Here is a 19,189-nt window from a genome sequence, read left to right on the forward strand (position 1 = left end):
CTTTCCAACTTGGGTTTGTTATCAAAACTCCGTCTAAATCTAATATCAGGTGCATTTTGCTCAAATTGTAGCCAACGGTTTGTATATGAATAGTAAGGGTTTAAGTATATAATATTCATATCAAATCGTTTGATTGGAAAATAAATAAAGTTTAATCAAAATAATTTAAGCCCTTATTATTTATATACATTGTTGTGTGGCGTTTTTTTATTTAAAAAAAAATAATTCTATTCAGATTTATCTATCCCTTTGTTTTTTAAAAAGTCCAATAAAGGTTTTTTCAGTTCACCATATTTCGATTCAAGATATTCAACTATCTGAACACGGTTATAGTTCACATCAACATTCTCGTCAATCTCATAATCATAAGTAGAATCAAGTCTATCTAAGATGTCTTTGTTTGTAGATAAAATATCAATTAATAAATCAATAACTATCTCTTTGTATTTTTCATCTGTTAATCTAAGTTCTGCCATATTAAAATATTTAAAGCATGAAATTTTTAAAATCAGTTAATTATTTTATTTCGAATTACCTTGATTCTTTAAATGAAAAGTATCCATATCTTCAGCCTTTTCATTCTCAATACTATTGGTGGATGAATTTATATGTTTTTCTGTGCTATACAACTTTTCTTTGTCAGATTTGTGTTCTTTTTTGGTTAATGCTATGATTGATAATATTAAGCTACTTATTGATAATATAAGTGGAAGCCATTTAGTTTTTGACTGAAACCAAGAAATATCCAAATCATACTTTTCTTTTTTCTCCTTCTTTTTTTCTTTAATTTCTTCTAATTTTAAATATTCAATCCATCCTCCAAGCCTATGAACTTTTCTTCCTTTTGGTGTTAGGCTAGTTATTGTTGCATTTGAGAATGTCTGATATATTAAGCCTAAATGATTAATCATATAGTTAATTAACTCTATATATTTCGCATAATCTTCTGGTGTTTTGAAGTTACGCTCTTCTTTTAGTATATAAATATTAGATTCATATATTTCATTTAATGTATCGTTAATTTTAGTATTAAATTCTTCTATACTCATCTCCATTTCTTTAATGACACACAACTTGTTATATGTGCCTAAATATACTCTTTTATCACAATTCCCTACGGGATATGAGGAGTTTTTCTTCCCCATTTCCCATATTTGTTAAACGCCCCACCGCAACATCCAAGGGGTTCTTAATCTTAACCAAATCCTTTTCGGCTACATGCGTATAAATCATGGTCGTTTCTGGTCTGCTATGCCCCAACAATTCCTGTATATAGCGCAAATCAACCCCATTTTCAAGCATATGCGTTGCATAACTATGACGTAACGTGTGTGGGGTCACCGCTTTCCTTATGCCAGCTAGCTTACAGGAGGCCTTCAAAAACTTCCGTACAGAACTTGCCGTATAGGCACCACCATCCTGACCCTCAAACATAAAACCCTTCGGCCGGTAGGTCGTCAAGTAATTGCTTAACAAAGGCCTAATGGCATCACTCAAAACCACAGACCGATCCTTTCGTCCCTTGCCCATTCTTACAATAATCATCCCACGCTCATAATCAATATCCTCAGGTTTGAGCTGTAACAACTCCCCAATACGCAACCCGCCAGAATACAACATCGAAATAATGGCGCGGTGTTTCAAATTTTTGGTCACCTGTATTAAGGTAAGAATCTCCTTGGCCGACAATACCACAGGCAAATACTTGCTCTTTTTGGGGCGCTCAAAATGGGTGGCATCAAAACCAGACAAACCACAAAACAAGGTGAAAAGTTTAAAAGCACTCACACACTGCCGGTGACTGCTTATGCTGTAATCCTCCTTGGCAACCACATCGCTCATAAACTGCTCAATGTCTCGGGTTGTCCAATCGGTAAACACACGCCCGCCTTGATAGGCAAGAAACCGCAATATAAAATAACCATAAACCTGTATGGTACTTTCGCTATAGCGCTTGCCCTTTAAATAATTGATAAATTGCTTTAATAAATCCTTATTGGTCAATGACAATCCTTGGTAGAGCACCTCTTTACTTGGCTTAGTGGCACGTTTCTTAACAGGCTTGGGTGCTGTAGATGGTACTTTTTTAAAGCCACTATAATCAATATAATACCCCAAATCCTTAAAATAATGAAATAAGGCATTCAAAGTAACTGCTGAATAAGGCACGTAAAACGTTTTGTGCGTTTGTGACCATATAACACCAGCAAAACCCTTAACATGGGTTTTGGTTTGGGCATCATAAACAAACCCAATGGCTATTTGTAAAACATCTTTATGTTGTAGTGGAGATAATGTAATGGTAGGTTTCATAAGCAGCACGAAATCATAAAGATAGCAAATAAAAACATTTTTTAGCCCTATGCGTGCCATCCCCATTTTATACCTTCCACCACCAACCACCAACCACCAACCACCAAGCACCAACTATTCACCGCATAGGTCTAAGGGGTATGTCCCCTTAATTGCCATAAACACAAGAAAACCTTCAAGAGCGTTTGGATTTTTAATTAAAAATTCCAACATTTGGGTTTCAAATGAACAAGAACCTAATCCATATCATTTCTATTATTATCGTAGTGATTATTTCGCTCCGGTGAGGAATGGTATTGTAGTATGATATAGAAAATGCCTTCCTCATCCGGGAAGGCATTTTTTTTATGGAAAAATTTTAGTGCTTTTGAACATCATATAACAAATTCGTTAAAGTGCTGATAAATAGCTATTTGAAATGTTAAAAAACTAATTGAATTTAAAGCGTACTCATGTAATGCAAAACCCTAGTAGAGTGATTACATTAATTTAGTTTCTTAAAAGAAAAGGGTCAAAAACAAATAATGAACAATTTAAATAAATACAGTAAAACAGTAACACAAGATCCAACCTTGCCGGCTGCCCAAGCCATGTTGCATGCCATTGGCTTAACCGATGAAGATTTAAAAAAGCCTTTAGTGGGTATAGCCAGTACAGGGTATGAAGGAAATCCGTGTAACATGCACCTTAATGACTTGGCAGTTCATGTTAAAAAGGGAGCAGACAAAGCCGATTTGGTCGGACTCATTTTCAATACCATTGGAGTAAGTGACGGTATTTCAAACGGAACTCCTGGAATGCGCTATTCCTTACCGTCCCGTGATATCATTGCAGATTCTATGGAAACCGTCGTTCAAGCTATGAGTTATGATGGTTTGGTGACTGTGGTAGGCTGTGATAAAAACATGCCCGGAGCCTTAATGGCCATGTTACGGTTAAACAGACCTTCCATTTTAGTCTATGGCGGTACCATTGCTTCTGGCTGTCACAATGGTAAAAAACTGGATATTATTTCAGCTTTTGAGGCATATGGTCAAAAAGTAGCTGGAAGCATAGATGAAACCGAATTCAAAGAAGTCATTCACAAGGCCTGTCCGGGTGCTGGTGCTTGTGGTGGTATGTACACCGCAAATACCATGGCTTCGGCCATTGAAGCCTTAGGTATGTCTTTACCTTTTAACTCCTCAAACCCAGCTATCACAGAAGGAAAAATTAAGGAGAAGGAATGTGAGAGAGCAGGAGAAGCCTTAAAGTTACTACTGGAAAAAGATATTAAACCATCAGATATTGTTACAAGAAAGTCTTTAGAAAACGCCATTAGGTTGGTAACGGTTCTAGGAGGGTCTACAAATGCCGTGTTGCACTTTCTGGCTATTGCCAAAGCAGCCAATGTGGAATTCACCTTAGCCGATTTTCAGAAAATAAGTGATTCAACACCACTCTTGGCAGACCTAAAACCAAGTGGTAAATATGCCATGGAAGATTTGCACGCCGTAGGTGGGGTGCCGGGTGTTTTAAAATACATGCTAAAACAAGGCATGTTGCATGGTGATTGCTTAACGGTTACCGGAAAAACCTTGGCGGAAAATTTGGAGACAGCTCCAGACCTTGAAGAAGGGCAGGAGGTCATCAAATCAGTCAACCAACCAATCAAGGATTCAGGCCATATTCGCATCCTGTTTGGTAACCTAGCTACGGAAGGTGCTGTGGCTAAAATTACAGGGAAAGAAGGCTTGTCTTTCAAAGGCGTTGCCAATGTGTTTGATAGTGAGGCGGCGGTAAATGAAGGAATCAAAACGGGTAAAGTAAAAAAAGGTGATGTGGTCATTATTCGTTATGAAGGTCCTAAGGGGGCGCCTGGTATGCCAGAAATGCTTAAACCGACCTCTTCCATTATGGGAGCTGGCTTGGGTAAGGATGTGGCTTTGATTACAGATGGTCGCTTCTCAGGTGGATCCCACGGTTTTGTGGTGGGTCACGTGTCGCCAGAAGCACAAGTAGGTGGAAACATTGCCTTAGTTGAAAATGGTGATATCATCGCTATTGATGCAGTAAACAACACCATCAACATCGAAATTTCCGATGAAGAATTGGCAAAAAGAAAAGAAAATTGGAAAGCTCCAAAACTCAAATTTGAGCGAGGGGTATTATATAAATATGCAAAAACGGTTTCATCAGCATCCAATGGCTGTGTGACCGATGAGTTTTAAATGATAGAATATGGAGGATACTCAAGCAGTAGCAAAAAAAGAGCAGCCTACTAAAAAATCCGTTAGAATTACGGGTAGTGAGGCGGTTGTAAAATGCCTTTTGGAAGAAGGGGTTGATATTATTTATGGCTACCCTGGTGGGGCCATAATGCCAGTTTATGACGAGCTTTATAAATATCAAACCCAATTGCATCACGTCTTGACCAGGCACGAGCAAGGGGCAACCCATGCAGCCCAAGGCTATGCTAGAATTTCTGGTAAAGTAGGGGTGGCTATGGCAACCTCGGGTCCCGGGGCAACCAATTTGATCACCGGTATTGCCGATGCTCAAATTGATTCCACGCCTTTGGTGTGCATTACGGGGCAAGTAGGTTCCCATTTATTAGGAAGTGATGCCTTTCAGGAAACAGATATCATAGGTATCTCAACCCCAGTTACCAAGTGGAACCACCAAGTGACCAAGGCGTCTGAAATTCCCGAAGTCATTGCCAAAGCATTTTATATCGCTAAAAGTGGGCGTCCGGGTCCCGTACTCATTGACATTACCAAAAATGCCCAATTTGAGGAATTTGATTTCTCATATGAAAAATGTACCTCCATAAGAAGTTATAAACCCGTCCCCGAAGTGCAACCAAGCAAAGTGCAGGAGGCTGCAGATATCATCAATGCGGCTAAGAAGCCTTTAATCGTTTGGGGGCAAGGTGTCATATTGGGTGAGGCAGAAGCCGAATTGAAGGCGGTGATTGAAAAGGCTGGCATTCCTTCGGCTTGGACCATTCTGGGAGCTTCAGCCATTCCAACGTCCCATCCCCTAAATGTGGGTATGGTAGGCATGCACGGTAATTATGCACCCAATAAGTTAACCAATGAGTGTGATGTGCTTATAGCCATTGGCATGCGGTTTGATGACAGGGTAACCGGTAATTTGGAGACCTATGCCAAACAGGCCAAGGTGATCCATTTTGAAATAGACCCAGCAGAAGTCGATAAAAATGTAAAGACCGATGTGGCGGTTCTTGGAGATGCCAAAACCAGTCTGTCGGCTTTATTGCCATTACTTAATGAAAACAGCCATGACTCTTGGTTAAATGAGTTTAAGAAGCTGTACCAGGTAGAGTTTGAGGAGGTCATCAAAAACGATTTGAACCCCACCAAGGAAGGTTTGACCATGGGAGAGGTGTTGAAGAAAATCAATGAAGAAAGCAAAGGGCAGGCAGCCATAGTTAGTGATGTAGGACAACATCAAATGATTGCTTGTCGCTATGCTGAGTTTAACCAGACAAAAAGTAATATTACCTCCGGCGGATTGGGAACTATGGGGTTTGCATTGCCAGCAGCCATAGGCGCAAAGATGGCAGCTCCAGAACGTGATGTGGTAGCTATCATTGGAGATGGAGGTTACCAAATGACCATTCAAGAATTGGGGACCATTTTTCAAACAAGGGTACCCGTAAAGATTGTGGTCTTAAATAATGATTTCCTCGGAATGGTACGTCAGTGGCAGCAATTGTTTTTTGATAAACGATATGCCTCTACCGAATTGATCAATCCAGATTTTGTTCAAATAGCCAAAGGATATCATATTGAAGCCAAAAGAGTGTCAAAAAGGGAGGAGTTAGATGAAGCTATTAAGGAAATGATGGTCAGTGAATCTGCCTATTTCCTAGAAGTATGTGTAGAGAAAGAAGACAATGTGTTTCCAATGATTCCAACAGGAGCATCGGTTTCAGATATAAGATTAAGTTAATATGGATACAGAAAAAGAATTATATACCGTTTCTATCTACACCGAAAACAACGTGGGTTTGCTCAATCGCATTTCGGCAATTTTCCAACGTAGAAAAATCAATATAGAAAGTATTGCCTCTTCAGCTTCAGAAATACATGGTGTGTTTCGATGGACCATCGTTGTGGTGGTTACCGAAGAGCAAATCAAGAAAATTATTGGCCAGATAGAAAAGCAGGTTGAAGTTATTAAGGCTTATTACCACAGGGATGAAGATATCATTTATCAAGAGTCTTGTCTGTTTAAAATCAAATCAGACTTACTATTTGATGAGCCACAGATTCAAAATATTATCAAAGAAGGCAATGTCAATATCGTGACGGTGAACAAGGTCTTTTTTGTTTTGGAAAAGTCTGGAAGACGTCATGAAATAAATGAATTGTATAATGAACTAAGTCCGTTTGGAATCATGCAATTTGTCCGTTCAGGAAGGATTGCTGTCACCAAACAGGAAATGAAAATATCAGAAATGCTAGTAGCATTCAACAACTAAAACAAAAACCATGTCAAATTATTTTAACACACTCTCACTACGAGAACAATTAGCACAATTAGGAAAATGTCGGTTTATGGCTGCTTCTGAATTTGAAGATGGCGTAGAAGCATTAAAAGGAAAGAAAATTGTCATCATAGGATGTGGTGCACAAGGATTAAATCAAGGGTTAAACATGAGAGATTCTGGTTTGGATATTTCTTATGCGTTGCGTGAAGCTGCTATTAAGGAAAAGCGTCAATCCTATTTGCAAGCCACTGAGAATGATTTCACTGTTGGGACTTATGACGAATTGATTCCATCTGCAGATTTGGTGCTCAATTTAACACCAGACAAACAACATAGTAATGTGGTGAAGGCGGTCATGCCGCTTATGAAAGAAGGAGCGACTTTGTCGTATTCCCACGGATTTAATATTGTAGAAGAAGGAACCAAAATAAGGGAAGATTTAACAGTGATTATGGTCGCGCCTAAATGCCCAGGAACGGAGGTTCGTGAGGAATACCTTCGCGGATTTGGAGTGCCAACCTTGATCGCTGTACATCCAGAAAATGACCCTGAAGGTAAAGGATTGTCTCAAGCCAAGGCTTATGCCGTAGCCACAGGAGGACACCGTGCCGGGGTTTTGGAATCATCATTTGTTGCTGAGGTGAAAAGTGATTTAATGGGTGAGCAAACTATCCTTTGTGGAGTCCTGCAAACAGGATCTATTTTGTGTTTTGACAGAATGGTGGAAGAAGGTGTTGAACCAGAATATGCTGCTAAATTGATACAGTATGGTTGGGAAACCATTACCGAAGCCTTAAAGCATGGTGGAATAACCAATATGATGGATCGTCTATCCAATCCAGCAAAAATTGAAGCTTTCAAGCTTTCCGAAGAATTGAAAGTATTGATGAGACCATTGTTCCAAAAGCATATGGATGATATCATTTCAGGTCACTTCTCACAAACCATGATGGAAGATTGGGCCAATGATGATGTCAATCTGTTGACATGGCGAGCAGCCACAGCTGAAACGGCTTTTGAAAAAACACCTCTTACTTCTGAAACTATTTCAGAACAGGAATATTTTGACCACGGCACCTTAATGGTTGCGATGGTTAAGGCCGGTGTGGAGTTGGCTTATGAAACGATGATAAGTTCTGGAATCATAGAAGATTCTGCTTATTATGAATCGTTGCATGAACTGCCATTGATTGCAAACACCATTGCGCGTAAAAAACTTTATGAAATGAACCGAGTCATTTCAGATACCGCAGAATACGGGTGTTATCTATTTGATCATGCCGCAAAACCATTATTGAAGGATTTTATGACTACAGTTGATGCTTCTGTCATTGGCAAAACTTTTGCCACGTCTAATGACGTTGATAATGTGGAACTGATCCAAGTCAATGAAGCGATTCGCTCTCATTCTATTGAGACAGTAGGTAAACGACTTAGAGCTGCCATGACGGCCATGAAAAAGATTAAAATTACCGAACCAGAAGAAGAGGCCGTATTATCATAATTTTGAAATCTAAATAGCCTCAAGATTCTTGAGGCTTTTCTTTTTACTATGGAAACAACCACAACTTATTTTCCCACATTACAAGCAGTTCAAGAAGCTGCTCAGAAATTAAAATCGGTAGTAAACCACACACCGTTGACTTCAAATATTCACTATTCCCGAAAGTTTGATGGTCATATATTATTTAAAAGGGAAGATTTGCAGTTGGTTCGTTCCTACAAAATTAGAGGCGCGTATAATAAAATGTCCTCTTTGACTCCTGAGGAAATAAGTAATGGAGTGGTTTGTGCAAGTGCGGGTAATCATGCACAGGGAGTAGCCTTATCTTGCAGGTTGTTGAAAATTCCAGGAACCATTTTTATGCCTACGCCCACACCCATGCAAAAAATCGAACAGGTAAAAATGTTTGGTGAAGAATTCATAGAAGTGGTTTTGGAAGGAGATACGTTTGACGATTCTTATCATGCCGCCATGAAGGAACAAAAACAGTCCAATAAAACCTTTATCCATCCATTCAATGACGAAAAGGTAATAGAAGGTCAAGCTACCATCGCTTTGGAATTGTTAAGTCAAACAGAAACCCCAATCGACTATGTGTTTGTACCTGTTGGAGGGGGCGGTTTGGCTTCTGGTTTGTCAACCATATTTAAGGAGATGTCTCCCGAAACCAAAATCATTGGCGTAGAACCAGAGGGGGCGCCTTCCATGTTAACTTCGTTAAAAAATAATCAAGTAACAGAACTGGATGATATTGAGAATTTCGTTGATGGAGCAGCTGTAAAAAGGGTAGGAGAGAAGACGTTTGCCATATGCAGACAAACCTTGGATGACATGATAACGGTTCCAGAAGGTAAAATTTGTCAAACCATACTGGATTTATATAATAAAGAAGCCATTGTGGTAGAGCCTGCTGGCGCATTGAGTATTGCAGCTTTAGATTTTTATGCCGATAAACTAAAAGGTAAAAATGTGGTTTGTGTTGTAAGCGGAAGCAATAATGATATCACACGCACCGCCGAAATCAAGGAACGTGCACTTTTGTATTCCAATCTTAAGCATTATTTCATTGTGAAGTTCCCGCAACGTGCAGGGGCCTTAAAAGAATTTGTTGTTGAAATTTTAGGACCTAATGATGACATTACCCATTTTGAGTATACCAAAAAATCAAATAGGGATAATGGTTCGGCTGTAGTGGGAATCGAATTAAAAACACCAGACGATTTACAACCTTTGATAACGAAAATGAAGCAACACAATTTCTATGGGGATTATTTAAATAACAAACCCGACTTATTTCAGTTTTTGGTTTAGTTTAACCTTAAGGTAACCAAATTACTAAGAGCTTTATTGTATCTTTAAGGTGAACTTTAAAGTTTTTAGTTTTATGTTAAGTTCCACCTACGTAGAAATTCCAGAAGAATTTCAAATTAAAAAAGGGATCAATCAGAATACCTATTTAATCAATGGAGAATTAATTGAATGGAAAGGAGAAACTTCCGATGTCTATTCTACCATTTCTTCAACTGAAGATTATAAACCCACCTTTTTAGGAACCATTCCAACTCTCACTGAAAAAGAGGCCTTGGAAGCTTTGGATGCGGCATGTAATGCCTATGACAAGGGACAAGGATTGTGGCCAACCATGAAAGTGGCAGATCGCATTGCCTGTATGGAAAAGTTTGTAGAGCAAATGAAAACCAAACGGGAAGAAGTTGTGAAATTATTGATGTGGGAAATTGGTAAAAACCTTCCAGATTCTGAAAAAGAATTTGATAGAACTGTAGAGTATATCTACGATACCATTGAAGAATACAAGCAACTGGATCGTGACAGTGCCAAATTCTCAAAACACGATGGGGTGTATGCCCACATCCGTCGAGGTCCTTTAGGGGTTGTATTGTGTTTGGGGCCCTATAATTACCCATTGAATGAAACGTTCGCCCTTCTCATTCCTGCTATAATTATGGGTAACACCTGTATTTTTAAACCGGCGAAACATGGTGTTTTATTATTGACTCCCTTGTTGGAGGCATTCAAAAATAGCTTCCCAAAAGGCGCTGTAAACATTTTGTACGGAAGAGGTCGTGTGGTGGCATCGCCGATTATGCAATCAGGGAAGGTAGATGTTTTGGCACTAATTGGAAACAGTAAATCGGCCAATGCATTAATGGATCAACATCCCAAACAGAATAGATTACGATTGGTATTGGGCTTGGAGGCTAAAAACCCTGCTATCGTGTTACCAGACGCCAACCTAGATTTGGCTATAGACGAGTGTATTGCGGGAACCTTGTCATTTAATGGGCAACGGTGTACTGCTTTGAAAATTCTTTATGTTCATGAAGATATTTTGGAGGAATTTAATAGCCGTTTTTCCAAGAAAGTGGATGGTTTGAAATTTGGGAATCCGTGGGAGCAAGGAGCTAAATTGACGCCGCTTCCAGAACCTGAAAAGCCAGCATATATTCAAGAACTAATTGATGATGCTATTTCAAAGGGCGCCAAGGTTCTTAACGAAAAAGGCGGAGAAACATCAGAAAATTATATTTTTCCTGCGGTCCTATTTCCAGTAACCAAAGACATGCGTGTGTATCAAGAGGAACAATTCGGACCTGTGATTCCAATCGTGCCATTTAAGGATATTGAACAGCCATTGGATGAGATGGCAGAATCCAATTACGGACAACAAGTGAGTTTGTTTGGTAACGATATTAAAACCTTGGCGCCGTTAATTGATACCTTGGTAAACTTGGTGTGTCGTGTGAACTTAAACAGTTCTTGTCAACGTGGGCCAGATGTATATCCTTTCACAGGTAGAAAGGATTCAGCTAAAGGAACCCTTAGTGTCCATGATGCCTTAAGGTCTTTTTCTATTAGGACTTTTGTGGCAACAAAGGATACCGAATATAACAAGGAGATTTTGAATAACTTATTGGATGCCAATGCGTCAAATTTTGTGAGCACGGACTATATTTTGTAAAAATTTAGTTAATCGGTATAAGCGATTTCAAATAATTTATATATTTGTTGCATGTTTAAACCAGAAAATAATATACGTCCGTCACAACCCAGTTTGCTGATTAGCAAACGCCGACGCTATTGCTAATCTTCTTTTTGCAATTGTATAACGTATATTATTTTAATCTTGAAACATATTTTCCAAATAACATTTTTAATAAAATTAGCAGTTGATTTCGGTCAACCGTTGACTCCTTTCCGTTTGTATCGCCGCCCGTAAGGGTGTATGCTTTCTATGGAACTTAGGTGAGTCCGGTTCTTTTCTTCCAAAATCAAATTAACCTTAATCTTATTTTTTGAACAATGAAAATTGTTATTGCAGACAAATCTCATGCGGTTTACGCATCTCTTATTTCTGATACCATCGCTGAATCGGCCAAGGTACGAGGAACTGGTATAGCGAAGCGCACTCCTGAATATATCATTACCAAAATGGAAAATGGCAATGCTGTTATAGCCTTGGACGGAGATAAATTTGTTGGGTTTTGCTATATCGAGGCTTGGAGCCACGGCAAATTTGTAGCAAATTCCGGGTTGATTGTACATCCAGATTATAGAGGAGCCGGTGTGGCTAAACAAATCAAACATAAAATTTTTGAGCACTCTAGAAAGAAATATCCAGATGCCAAAGTTTTTAGTATCACCACAGGTCTGGCTGTTATGAAAATGAATACTGAATTGGGATATCGCCCCGTTCCGTTTTCAGAATTAACGGATGACCCAACCTTTTGGAAAGGATGCCAAACCTGTAAAAACTATGATGTTTTGCAACGTACCGAGCAAAAAATGTGTTTGTGTACAGGAATGTTGTACAATCCAGAAATAGAAAAAAAAGGAGGCAAAATAAACGTGAAGCCTGTCAAAGAAAAAGTGTTTAAAAGGCTGAAGCAAATTAAAGAAACCTTGTATTTAAAGAAAGAAAAAAATGAAAAGTAAAGTGGTTTTAGCCTATAGCGGGGGCTTAGATACATCCTATTGTGCCGTTCACCTAAGTAAGGATTTAGACTTTGAAGTCCATGCTGTAAGTGTAAATACAGGTGGATTTACGATAGAAGAAATCCAAACGATCGAATCGAAAGCTTATAAAATGGGTGTCGCTTCCTATGTGAATGTGGACGCTATCCATACCTTTTATGAAAAGGTTGTTAAGTATCTCATTTTTGGAAATGTGTTGAAAAATAACACCTATCCCTTATCGGTGAGTGCAGAACGTATTATTCAAGCTATTGAAATTGTTGAATACGCCAAGTCTATAGGTGCCAAATATATCGCTCATGGAAGCACCGGGGCAGGAAATGATCAAGTTCGTTTTGATATGATTTTCCAAACGCTGGCTCCAGAAATCAAAATCATTACGCCTATTAGGGATAAAAAATTAAGCAGAGAAGCGGAAATTGATTATCTAATTTCAAACGGCGTAGATATGTCATGGGACAAAGCAAGATATTCGATTAATAAGGGACTTTGGGGAACGAGTGTAGGTGGATCTGAAACATTGACATCCGATAAACCACTGCCTGGTTCTGCTTATCCATCACAACTGCAGAAGGAGGGAGAGGAAAAGGTGGTTTTGACTTTTGAAAAAGGAGAGTTGACTGCCTTGAACGGAGAAGTAAACCCTCCAGAAAAGAATATAGAATTACTCCAAAATCTAGCCTCTCCATTTGCTATTGGTAGAGATGTGCATGTTGGAGATACCATTGTTGGTATTAAAGGAAGGGTAGGATTTGAAGCCTCGGCTGCATTAATTATTGTGAAGGCGCATCATTTATTGGAAAAGCACACCTTAACCAAATGGCAATTGCAACATAAAGAATATTTGTCCAGTTTCTACGGCATGCATTTACATGAGGGACAATATTTAGACCCCGTCATGAGAAACATTGAGGCGTTTTTGAAAAGCAGTCAGGAGATGGTTTCTGGTGATGTAACCGTGTCCCTTAAGCCTTATCATTTTTCTTTGGATGGTATTGCTTCGGATCATGATCTGATGAATGCCAAATTTGGAAGCTATGGTGAAATGAATAAAGGATGGACAGCTGACGAAGCAAAGGGCTTTATAAAAATACTAGGAAATCAAAATAGAATCTATCACCAAGTAAATTCAGAATCATGATACAAAAAGTAGGAATTGTTGGTGGAGCAGGCTATACGGCTGGTGAATTAATCAGGTTGTTGATGCATCACTCCCAAACAAAAATCGACTTTGTTTATAGTACGTCAAACGCTGGAAACCCCATAGGAAAAGTGCATCAAGATTTAATGGGAGCATTAGATTTAAAGTTTACTGATGCTATTAATCGAGATGTGGATGTGTTGTTCCTCTGTTTGGGACATGGAAATTCCAAGGCTTTTTTAGAGAGTAATTCGTTTTCAAGCACCACGAAAATTATTGACTTAAGTAATGATTTTAGGTTGGAAGCAGATAAGGTCTTTCAAGGAAATACATTTACTTATGGTTTGCCAGAACTCAATAGGGACGCCATTAAATTGTCCAACTATATTGCAAATCCAGGGTGTTTTGCTACAGCCATTCAATTGGCATTGTTGCCTTTGGCTCAGGCCAATCTTTTAAAGGGTGATGTACATGTGAATGCCGTGACGGGAGCGACGGGAGCAGGAACTTCCCTTTCAGAAACGACCCACTTTACTTGGCGAGACAATAATTTTTCTTATTACAAGCCTTTTACGCATCAACATTTGGGAGAAATAAATCAATCCTTAAAACAGCTTCAAAGTGACTTTTCTGAGGAAGTGTTCTTCATGCCCAACCGAGGAAACTTCTCAAGAGGGATTTTTGCAACGGCATATATGCCTTTTTCTGGATCTTTGAAAGATGCTCAGGAATTGTATCAAAATTATTACAGGAATGCGGCTTTTACCTTTGTGTGTGATGAGCCTCTGCATTTGAAACAGGTGGTCAATACCAATAAATGTTTGTTGCACCTTCACAAGCATCAAGAAACTTTACTGGTTACTAGTGTTATGGACAATTTACTTAAAGGTGCCTCAGGGCAAGCCGTACAGAATATGAACTTAATGTGTGGCTTTTTTGAAGACGAAGGATTAAAACTGAAAGCCAACTATTTTTAAACGATTCAATATGAAAATTGCTATTATAGGAACTGGAAATTTAGGACGATCAATCGCCAAAGGATTAATCACCAACAATGCCATTACAACTCTTGTTTTAACCAAGAGACACCCCGAAGCTCTTTCAGAATTTGAAGGTTACAAAGGTGTTTCTATTACTCAGGATAATGTGGCTGCGGTAAAAGAATCTGATATTTTGATTTTTGCCGTCCAGCCATCCCATTTTGAAGCCATTTTGAAAGATGTTGCTCCTTTTTTAAACGAAAAGCATGTCATAATTTCAACCATCACTGGTTATACTATTCCAAAAATAGAAGCAATTGTAGGAGCAGAGCAATATATAATTCGGGCAATGCCCAATACGGCAATCGCTGTAGGTAAGTCGATGACTTGTTTATGTAGCAATGTGATGGGAGCTAAGAGAATCAAAGTAGCTGAAGCCATTTTCAATAGACTGGGTCACACTTTGGAGATTCCTGAGAGCCAGATGCAGGCTGCAACAGTAGTGTGCGCTAGTGGTATTGCTTTTTGGATGCGTCTCATAAGGGCTACAACCCAAGCAGCCATCCAATTAGGGTTTGACTCTAATGAAGCTCAAGAATTAGCCATGTATACTTGTGAAGGAGCTGCGAGTTTGTTAATTAATACAGGCAATCATCCTGAAGAGGAAATTGACAAGGTGACAACTCCTAAAGGTTGTACCATAGAAGGACTCAATGAGATGGAGCACAAAGGATTGAGCTCTTCTTTAATTCAAGGTATGGTGGCTTCTTTTCAAAAAATAAGTAACATTAAAAAAGAGCAAATATGAGTTTGTTTGATGTTTACCCTCTGTTTGAAATAACACCTGTAAAGGCAAAGGATGTCTATGTATATGATGATCAAGGTCAGGAGTATTTGGATCTGTATGGTGGGCATGCCGTTATCTCCATAGGTCATTCCCATCCCCAATATGTTAAAGCGATTTCGGATCAAGTGGCTAAATTGGGTTTTTATAGTAATGCAATCCAAAATCCGCTGCAAGAGACTTTGGCGCAACAATTGGTGCAAATTTCAGGTTGTACGGATTACCAGTTGTTTTTATGTAATTCGGGTGCTGAAGCCAATGAAAATGCGCTGAAATTAGCCTCATTTGTGACAGGGAAATCGAAAGTGCTGGCCTTTAAAAATTCCTTTCACGGAAGAACCTCTGCAGCCGTTGCAGCAACTGATAACCCAAAAATTGTTGCACCATTAAATGGGCAGCATCAAGTTGATTTTGTTGCTTTGGGTGATTTGGAAGGTGTTGAAACCATATTAAAGGCAGGTCAAACCTGTGCTGTGATTGTGGAAGTGATTCAAGGTGTAGGCGGATTGGATGAAAGTACCACAGAATTTTACCAGGGCTTAGCAGAATTATGCAAAACATATGGCGTTTTATTTATAGCAGATGAAGTGCAATCGGGTTTCGGTAGGACTGGTGACTTTTTTGCGTTCCAAAAACATAAAATTGAGCCCGATATCATTTCCCTTGCCAAGGGAATGGGAAATGGATTCCCCATCGGAGGGATTTTAATCCATCCAGATATTAAGGCGGTTTATGGTATGTTGGGTACAACATTTGGAGGGAATCATTTGGCTTGTTCTGCATCTTTATCTGTTTTGAAAGTCATGGTTGATGAAGACTTAATGGCAAATGCTTTGGAAGTCTCTGCTTATTTCTTGGAGAAAGCCAAAGAGCTTCCTGGGTTAATGCAAGTGAAGGGACGCGGATTGATGTTAGGTTTGGAATTTGATTTCAAGGTGGGAGATTTGAGAAAGAAACTCATCCATCAACATCACATATTCACAGGAAGTGCCAACAATCCAAACCTGATAAGAATATTACCTCCATTGACGGTAAAAAAAGCACATATCGATCAATTTTTTAAAGCCTTGAAAGCGGAATTATAAATGAAGAAATACACAGAAATACAGGATATTCCCAATATTCAAGATGCGATTAAGGAAGCCATTTTATTAAAAATGGATCCATTTGAGTATAAAGAATTGGGTAAAAATAAAACCCTGGTCATGTTGTTTTTCAATGCCAGTCTTAGAACCAGATTAAGTACGGAAAAGGCGGCAAAGAATTTAGGGATGGATGTGATGTCATTAAATGTGAATGAGGCTTGGCAGCTTGAATTTGATGATGGAACCATTATGGATGCCAATACTTCAGAGCATGTTAAGGAAGCGGCACAGGTGATTTCCCAATATGCCGATGTGATTGCAGTGAGAGCATTTCCAAGCTTAAAAGACAAGGCCAAAGATCAATCCGAATATATTTTAAAAAGTTTTGAGAAGTATGCCACGGTACCCATTGTCAATATGGAAAGTGCTACAGCGCATCCATTGCAAGCTTTGGCCGATGCGATTACCATTACAGAACTAACAGAAAAGAAAGTTCCAAAGGTGGTGTTGTCTTGGGCGCCGCATCCGAAGGCGTTACCCCAAGCAGTGGCCAATTCGTTTGCAAGTATGATGCAAGAAATGGACGTGGAGTTTGTAATCACCCATCCTGAAGGGTATGAGTTGGATCCTGAAATAACCAAAGATGTCCCAATTGTTTATGATCAAAAGGAGGCCATGAAGAATGCCGATTTCGTTTACGTGAAGAACTGGAGTAATTTCAAGGAGTATGGTCAGGTTTTAAATTCAGACCCAAGCTGGATGATGACCCAAGAAAAATTAGGTCAGGCCAAATTCATGCACTGCTTACCAGTGAGAAGAAATGTGGTAGTAGAAGACGAAGTGCTTGATAGTGAGCAATCGGTGGTTATTAAACAAGCGAAAAATAGAACGTTTGCTGCTCAAGTGGTGCTTAAAAATATTTTGAAGAGTTTATAAAATGAAGATATTTAAAATGTGTATCAATGAGTAAAGAACCGCTTCAAATTATAAAAATTGGAGGTAATATTATCAATAATCAAGAGGCTTTAGCCGAATTTTTATTGGCCTTTTCCAAAATAGAAGGTAAGAAAATTTTAGTTCATGGAGGAGGAAAGCGAGCCACAGAATTGGCCGCCAAGTTGGGTGTAGAGGCAAAAATGGTTGATGGTCGTCGAATTACAGACCAATCCAATTTGGAGATTGTTACTATGGTTTATGCTGGGTTGTTGAATAAGAATATAGCTGCCCAATTACAATCGTTTGGATCAAATGCGATTGGTTTGTCTGGAGCCGATGCCAATGTCATTAGGTCCCATAAAAGGGAAGTGAAAGATCTGGATTATGGATTTGCAGGCGATGTCGATGAAATTAATGAGGGGCAGATTGCACTACTCCTCGAAAATAATTTGGTGCCCGTATTTTGTGCTATTACCCATGATAAGATGGGGCAGCTTTTAAACACCAATGCAGATACGATTGCTTCGGAATTGGCCATAGCTATGTCTTCAAAATATGAGGTGTCATTGATTTATATCTTTGAGAAGAACGGCGTGTTACGTTCTATTGAAGACGATCAGTCCATAATTGAACAAATCAATTTGGAAACTTATAAAGAATTGGTGTCTGAAGGGGTCATTTCAGAAGGGATGTTACCCAAAGTGCACAATTGTTTTGAAGGACTAAAAAAGGGCGTTTCTAAAGTGATTATAGGAAACCCAACCATCATTTCAAACACAAATCAAAAATTTACAACCTTGGTTTTATGATAGAACAGCTTACACAGGAAGCCATCGAGTTGTTAAAACAACTTATAGAAACGCCATCTTTCTCATCGGAGGAAGATGGAACAGCGCACCATATTGAAAATTGGTTTACAAATCATAAAATTCCTTTTAATAGAACCGACCATAATGTTTGGGCCATCAATAAGTATTTTGATGCTTCCAAGCCTACTTTGTTGCTCAATTCCCATCATGATACGGTTAAACCGAATAACGGTTATACTAAGGATCCGTTTAAAGCTCTCGTTGAAGATGGAAAATTATTTGGTTTAGGAAGCAATGATGCTGGGGGTTGTTTGGTGTCATTGATTGCAACGTTCACCTATTTTTATGAAAAAAGGGATTTAGCTTATAACTTGGTAATTGTGGCATCGGCAGAGGAAGAGAGTAGTGGGGATAAAGGATTGAACAGTATGCTTCCTATCATTCCTAAAATTGATGTAGCCATAGTAGGAGAACCTACTTTAATGAATTTGGCTGTAGCCGAAAAGGGCTTGGTTGTGTTTGATGCCGTTGTAAAAGGAACACCCAGTCATGCCGCCCACCCGAATGATGATAATGCCATTTATAATACCATTAAGGTATTAGAATGGTTCCGAGATTTTAAATTTGAGAAAGTATCTGAGACTTTGGGAGAGGTCAAGCTGACCGTATCCCAAATTCATGGAGGAAAACAACATAATGCGATTCCTGCCAATGTGGATTTGGTCATAGATTGTCGGGTGAATGATCAATACTCCAATCAAGAGGTAGCAGAGATATTAATGAAGAAGGCCCCTGTAGATAGCTTGATTCCGAGAAGTTTGAGGTTGAATTCGTCATCTATTCCTGTGTCTCATCCATTGGTTCAAGCTGGTATTGAGATGGGAATAACAACCTACGGTTCCCCAACTTTATCCGACCAGGCAGTCTTATCTTGTCCCTCATTAAAACTGGGGCCTGGGGATAGTACGAGGTCACATTCTGCAGATGAGTTTATTCACTTGGAAGAAATAGAGGAAGGGATAAAGATTTATATTGAATTATTAAAGAAAGTATTTTAAATGAACCAATAGTCAAGATTGCAGAACC

18 protein-coding genes are annotated in these 19,189 nt (G+C 39.0%); 15 read left to right on the forward strand and 3 right to left on the reverse strand.

Translation table 11 applies throughout. From position 1 onward, the window contains the following. Positions 1-227 precede the first annotated feature (227 nt). From GZ212_RS12495 to xerA, 3 genes are read right to left on the reverse strand one after another with little or no spacing between them, the layout of a single operon-like run. Complete coding sequence (locus GZ212_RS12495; RefSeq protein WP_166960810.1) at positions 228-476, reverse strand: hypothetical protein; 249 nt, start codon at positions 474-476, stop codon at positions 228-230. A gap of 45 nt (positions 477-521) precedes the next feature. Beyond that, entirely contained in the window at positions 522-1,049 is a 528-nt protein-coding gene (locus GZ212_RS12500) for a hypothetical protein (protein WP_166960813.1), read from the reverse strand. Positions 1,050-1,104: 55 nt separating this feature from the next. Further along, positions 1,105-2,313 (reverse strand): site-specific tyrosine recombinase/integron integrase, encoded by a 1,209-nt coding sequence (gene xerA, locus GZ212_RS12505; protein WP_166960816.1) that lies wholly within the window; start codon positions 2,311-2,313, stop codon positions 1,105-1,107. A gap of 49 nt (positions 2,314-2,362) precedes the next feature. Here xerA and GZ212_RS12510 point away from each other — a divergent pair, with 49 nt between their 5' ends. The 15 genes from GZ212_RS12510 to GZ212_RS12580 all read left to right on the forward strand — a co-directional run bounded on the left by GZ212_RS12510 (position 2,363) and on the right by GZ212_RS12580 (position 19,161). Continuing rightward, on the forward strand, positions 2,363-2,620 hold the full coding sequence (locus GZ212_RS12510) for a hypothetical protein (RefSeq protein ID WP_166960819.1): 258 nt from the start codon (positions 2,363-2,365) through the stop codon (positions 2,618-2,620). A gap of 217 nt (positions 2,621-2,837) precedes the next feature. Next, positions 2,838-4,523, forward strand: coding sequence for a dihydroxy-acid dehydratase (ilvD, locus tag GZ212_RS12515; RefSeq protein ID WP_166960822.1), 1,686 nt, complete (start codon positions 2,838-2,840; stop codon positions 4,521-4,523). A gap of 10 nt (positions 4,524-4,533) precedes the next feature. Continuing rightward, a complete protein-coding gene (gene ilvB / locus GZ212_RS12520) occupies positions 4,534-6,270 on the forward strand; it encodes a biosynthetic-type acetolactate synthase large subunit (protein ID WP_166960825.1) in 1,737 nt (578 codons plus the stop codon). A 1-nt stretch (position 6,271) separates the two neighbouring features. After that, positions 6,272-6,802 carry an acetolactate synthase small subunit gene (gene ilvN / locus GZ212_RS12525; RefSeq protein ID WP_053970345.1) on the forward strand — a complete coding sequence of 177 codons (531 nt, stop codon included), beginning with the start codon at positions 6,272-6,274 and terminating at the stop codon, positions 6,800-6,802. Between the two features lie 10 nt (positions 6,803-6,812). Continuing rightward, on the forward strand, positions 6,813-8,315 hold the full coding sequence (gene ilvC, locus GZ212_RS12530) for a ketol-acid reductoisomerase (RefSeq protein WP_166960828.1): 1,503 nt from the start codon (positions 6,813-6,815) through the stop codon (positions 8,313-8,315). A gap of 48 nt (positions 8,316-8,363) precedes the next feature. Then, a complete protein-coding gene (ilvA, locus tag GZ212_RS12535; protein WP_166960831.1) occupies positions 8,364-9,626 on the forward strand; it encodes a threonine ammonia-lyase IlvA in 1,263 nt (420 codons plus the stop codon). A 73-nt stretch (positions 9,627-9,699) separates the two neighbouring features. Continuing rightward, on the forward strand, positions 9,700-11,295 hold the full coding sequence (locus GZ212_RS12540) for an NADP-dependent glyceraldehyde-3-phosphate dehydrogenase (RefSeq protein WP_166960834.1): 1,596 nt from the start codon (positions 9,700-9,702) through the stop codon (positions 11,293-11,295). Positions 11,296-11,636: 341 nt separating this feature from the next. Further along, positions 11,637-12,269 carry a GNAT family N-acetyltransferase gene (locus GZ212_RS12545; RefSeq protein WP_166960837.1) on the forward strand — a complete coding sequence of 211 codons (633 nt, stop codon included), beginning with the start codon at positions 11,637-11,639 and terminating at the stop codon, positions 12,267-12,269. Then, positions 12,259-13,449, forward strand: coding sequence for an argininosuccinate synthase (locus GZ212_RS12550; protein ID WP_166960840.1), 1,191 nt, complete (start codon positions 12,259-12,261; stop codon positions 13,447-13,449). Before GZ212_RS12545 ends, GZ212_RS12550 begins: the two co-directional genes overlap by 11 nt. Then, positions 13,446-14,426, forward strand: a complete 981-nt coding sequence (gene argC / locus GZ212_RS12555) for an N-acetyl-gamma-glutamyl-phosphate reductase (protein WP_166960843.1) — start codon at positions 13,446-13,448, stop codon at positions 14,424-14,426. The genes GZ212_RS12550 and argC overlap by 4 nt, the downstream gene beginning before the upstream one ends. 10 nt (positions 14,427-14,436) lie before the next feature. Beyond that, the gene (gene proC / locus GZ212_RS12560) at positions 14,437-15,237 is read left to right on the forward strand and encodes a pyrroline-5-carboxylate reductase (protein ID WP_166960846.1); all 801 of its coding nucleotides are present in this window, start codon (positions 14,437-14,439) and stop codon (positions 15,235-15,237) included. Next, positions 15,234-16,358, forward strand: a complete 1,125-nt coding sequence (locus GZ212_RS12565; RefSeq protein ID WP_166960848.1) for an aspartate aminotransferase family protein — start codon at positions 15,234-15,236, stop codon at positions 16,356-16,358. Before proC ends, GZ212_RS12565 begins: the two co-directional genes overlap by 4 nt. After that, positions 16,359-17,294 (forward strand): acetylornithine carbamoyltransferase, encoded by a 936-nt coding sequence (locus GZ212_RS12570; protein ID WP_166960851.1) that lies wholly within the window; start codon positions 16,359-16,361, stop codon positions 17,292-17,294. Positions 17,295-17,320: 26 nt separating this feature from the next. Beyond that, a complete protein-coding gene (gene argB, locus GZ212_RS12575; protein WP_166960853.1) occupies positions 17,321-18,103 on the forward strand; it encodes an acetylglutamate kinase in 783 nt (260 codons plus the stop codon). After that, a complete protein-coding gene (locus GZ212_RS12580) occupies positions 18,100-19,161 on the forward strand; it encodes a M20 family metallo-hydrolase (RefSeq protein ID WP_166960856.1) in 1,062 nt (353 codons plus the stop codon). The genes argB and GZ212_RS12580 overlap by 4 nt, the downstream gene beginning before the upstream one ends. Positions 19,162-19,189 lie beyond the last annotated feature (28 nt).

The sequence above is a fragment of the Mangrovimonas sp. CR14 genome (assembly GCF_011764015.1).
Lineage (GTDB): Bacteria > Bacteroidota > Bacteroidia > Flavobacteriales > Flavobacteriaceae > Mangrovimonas > Mangrovimonas futianensis.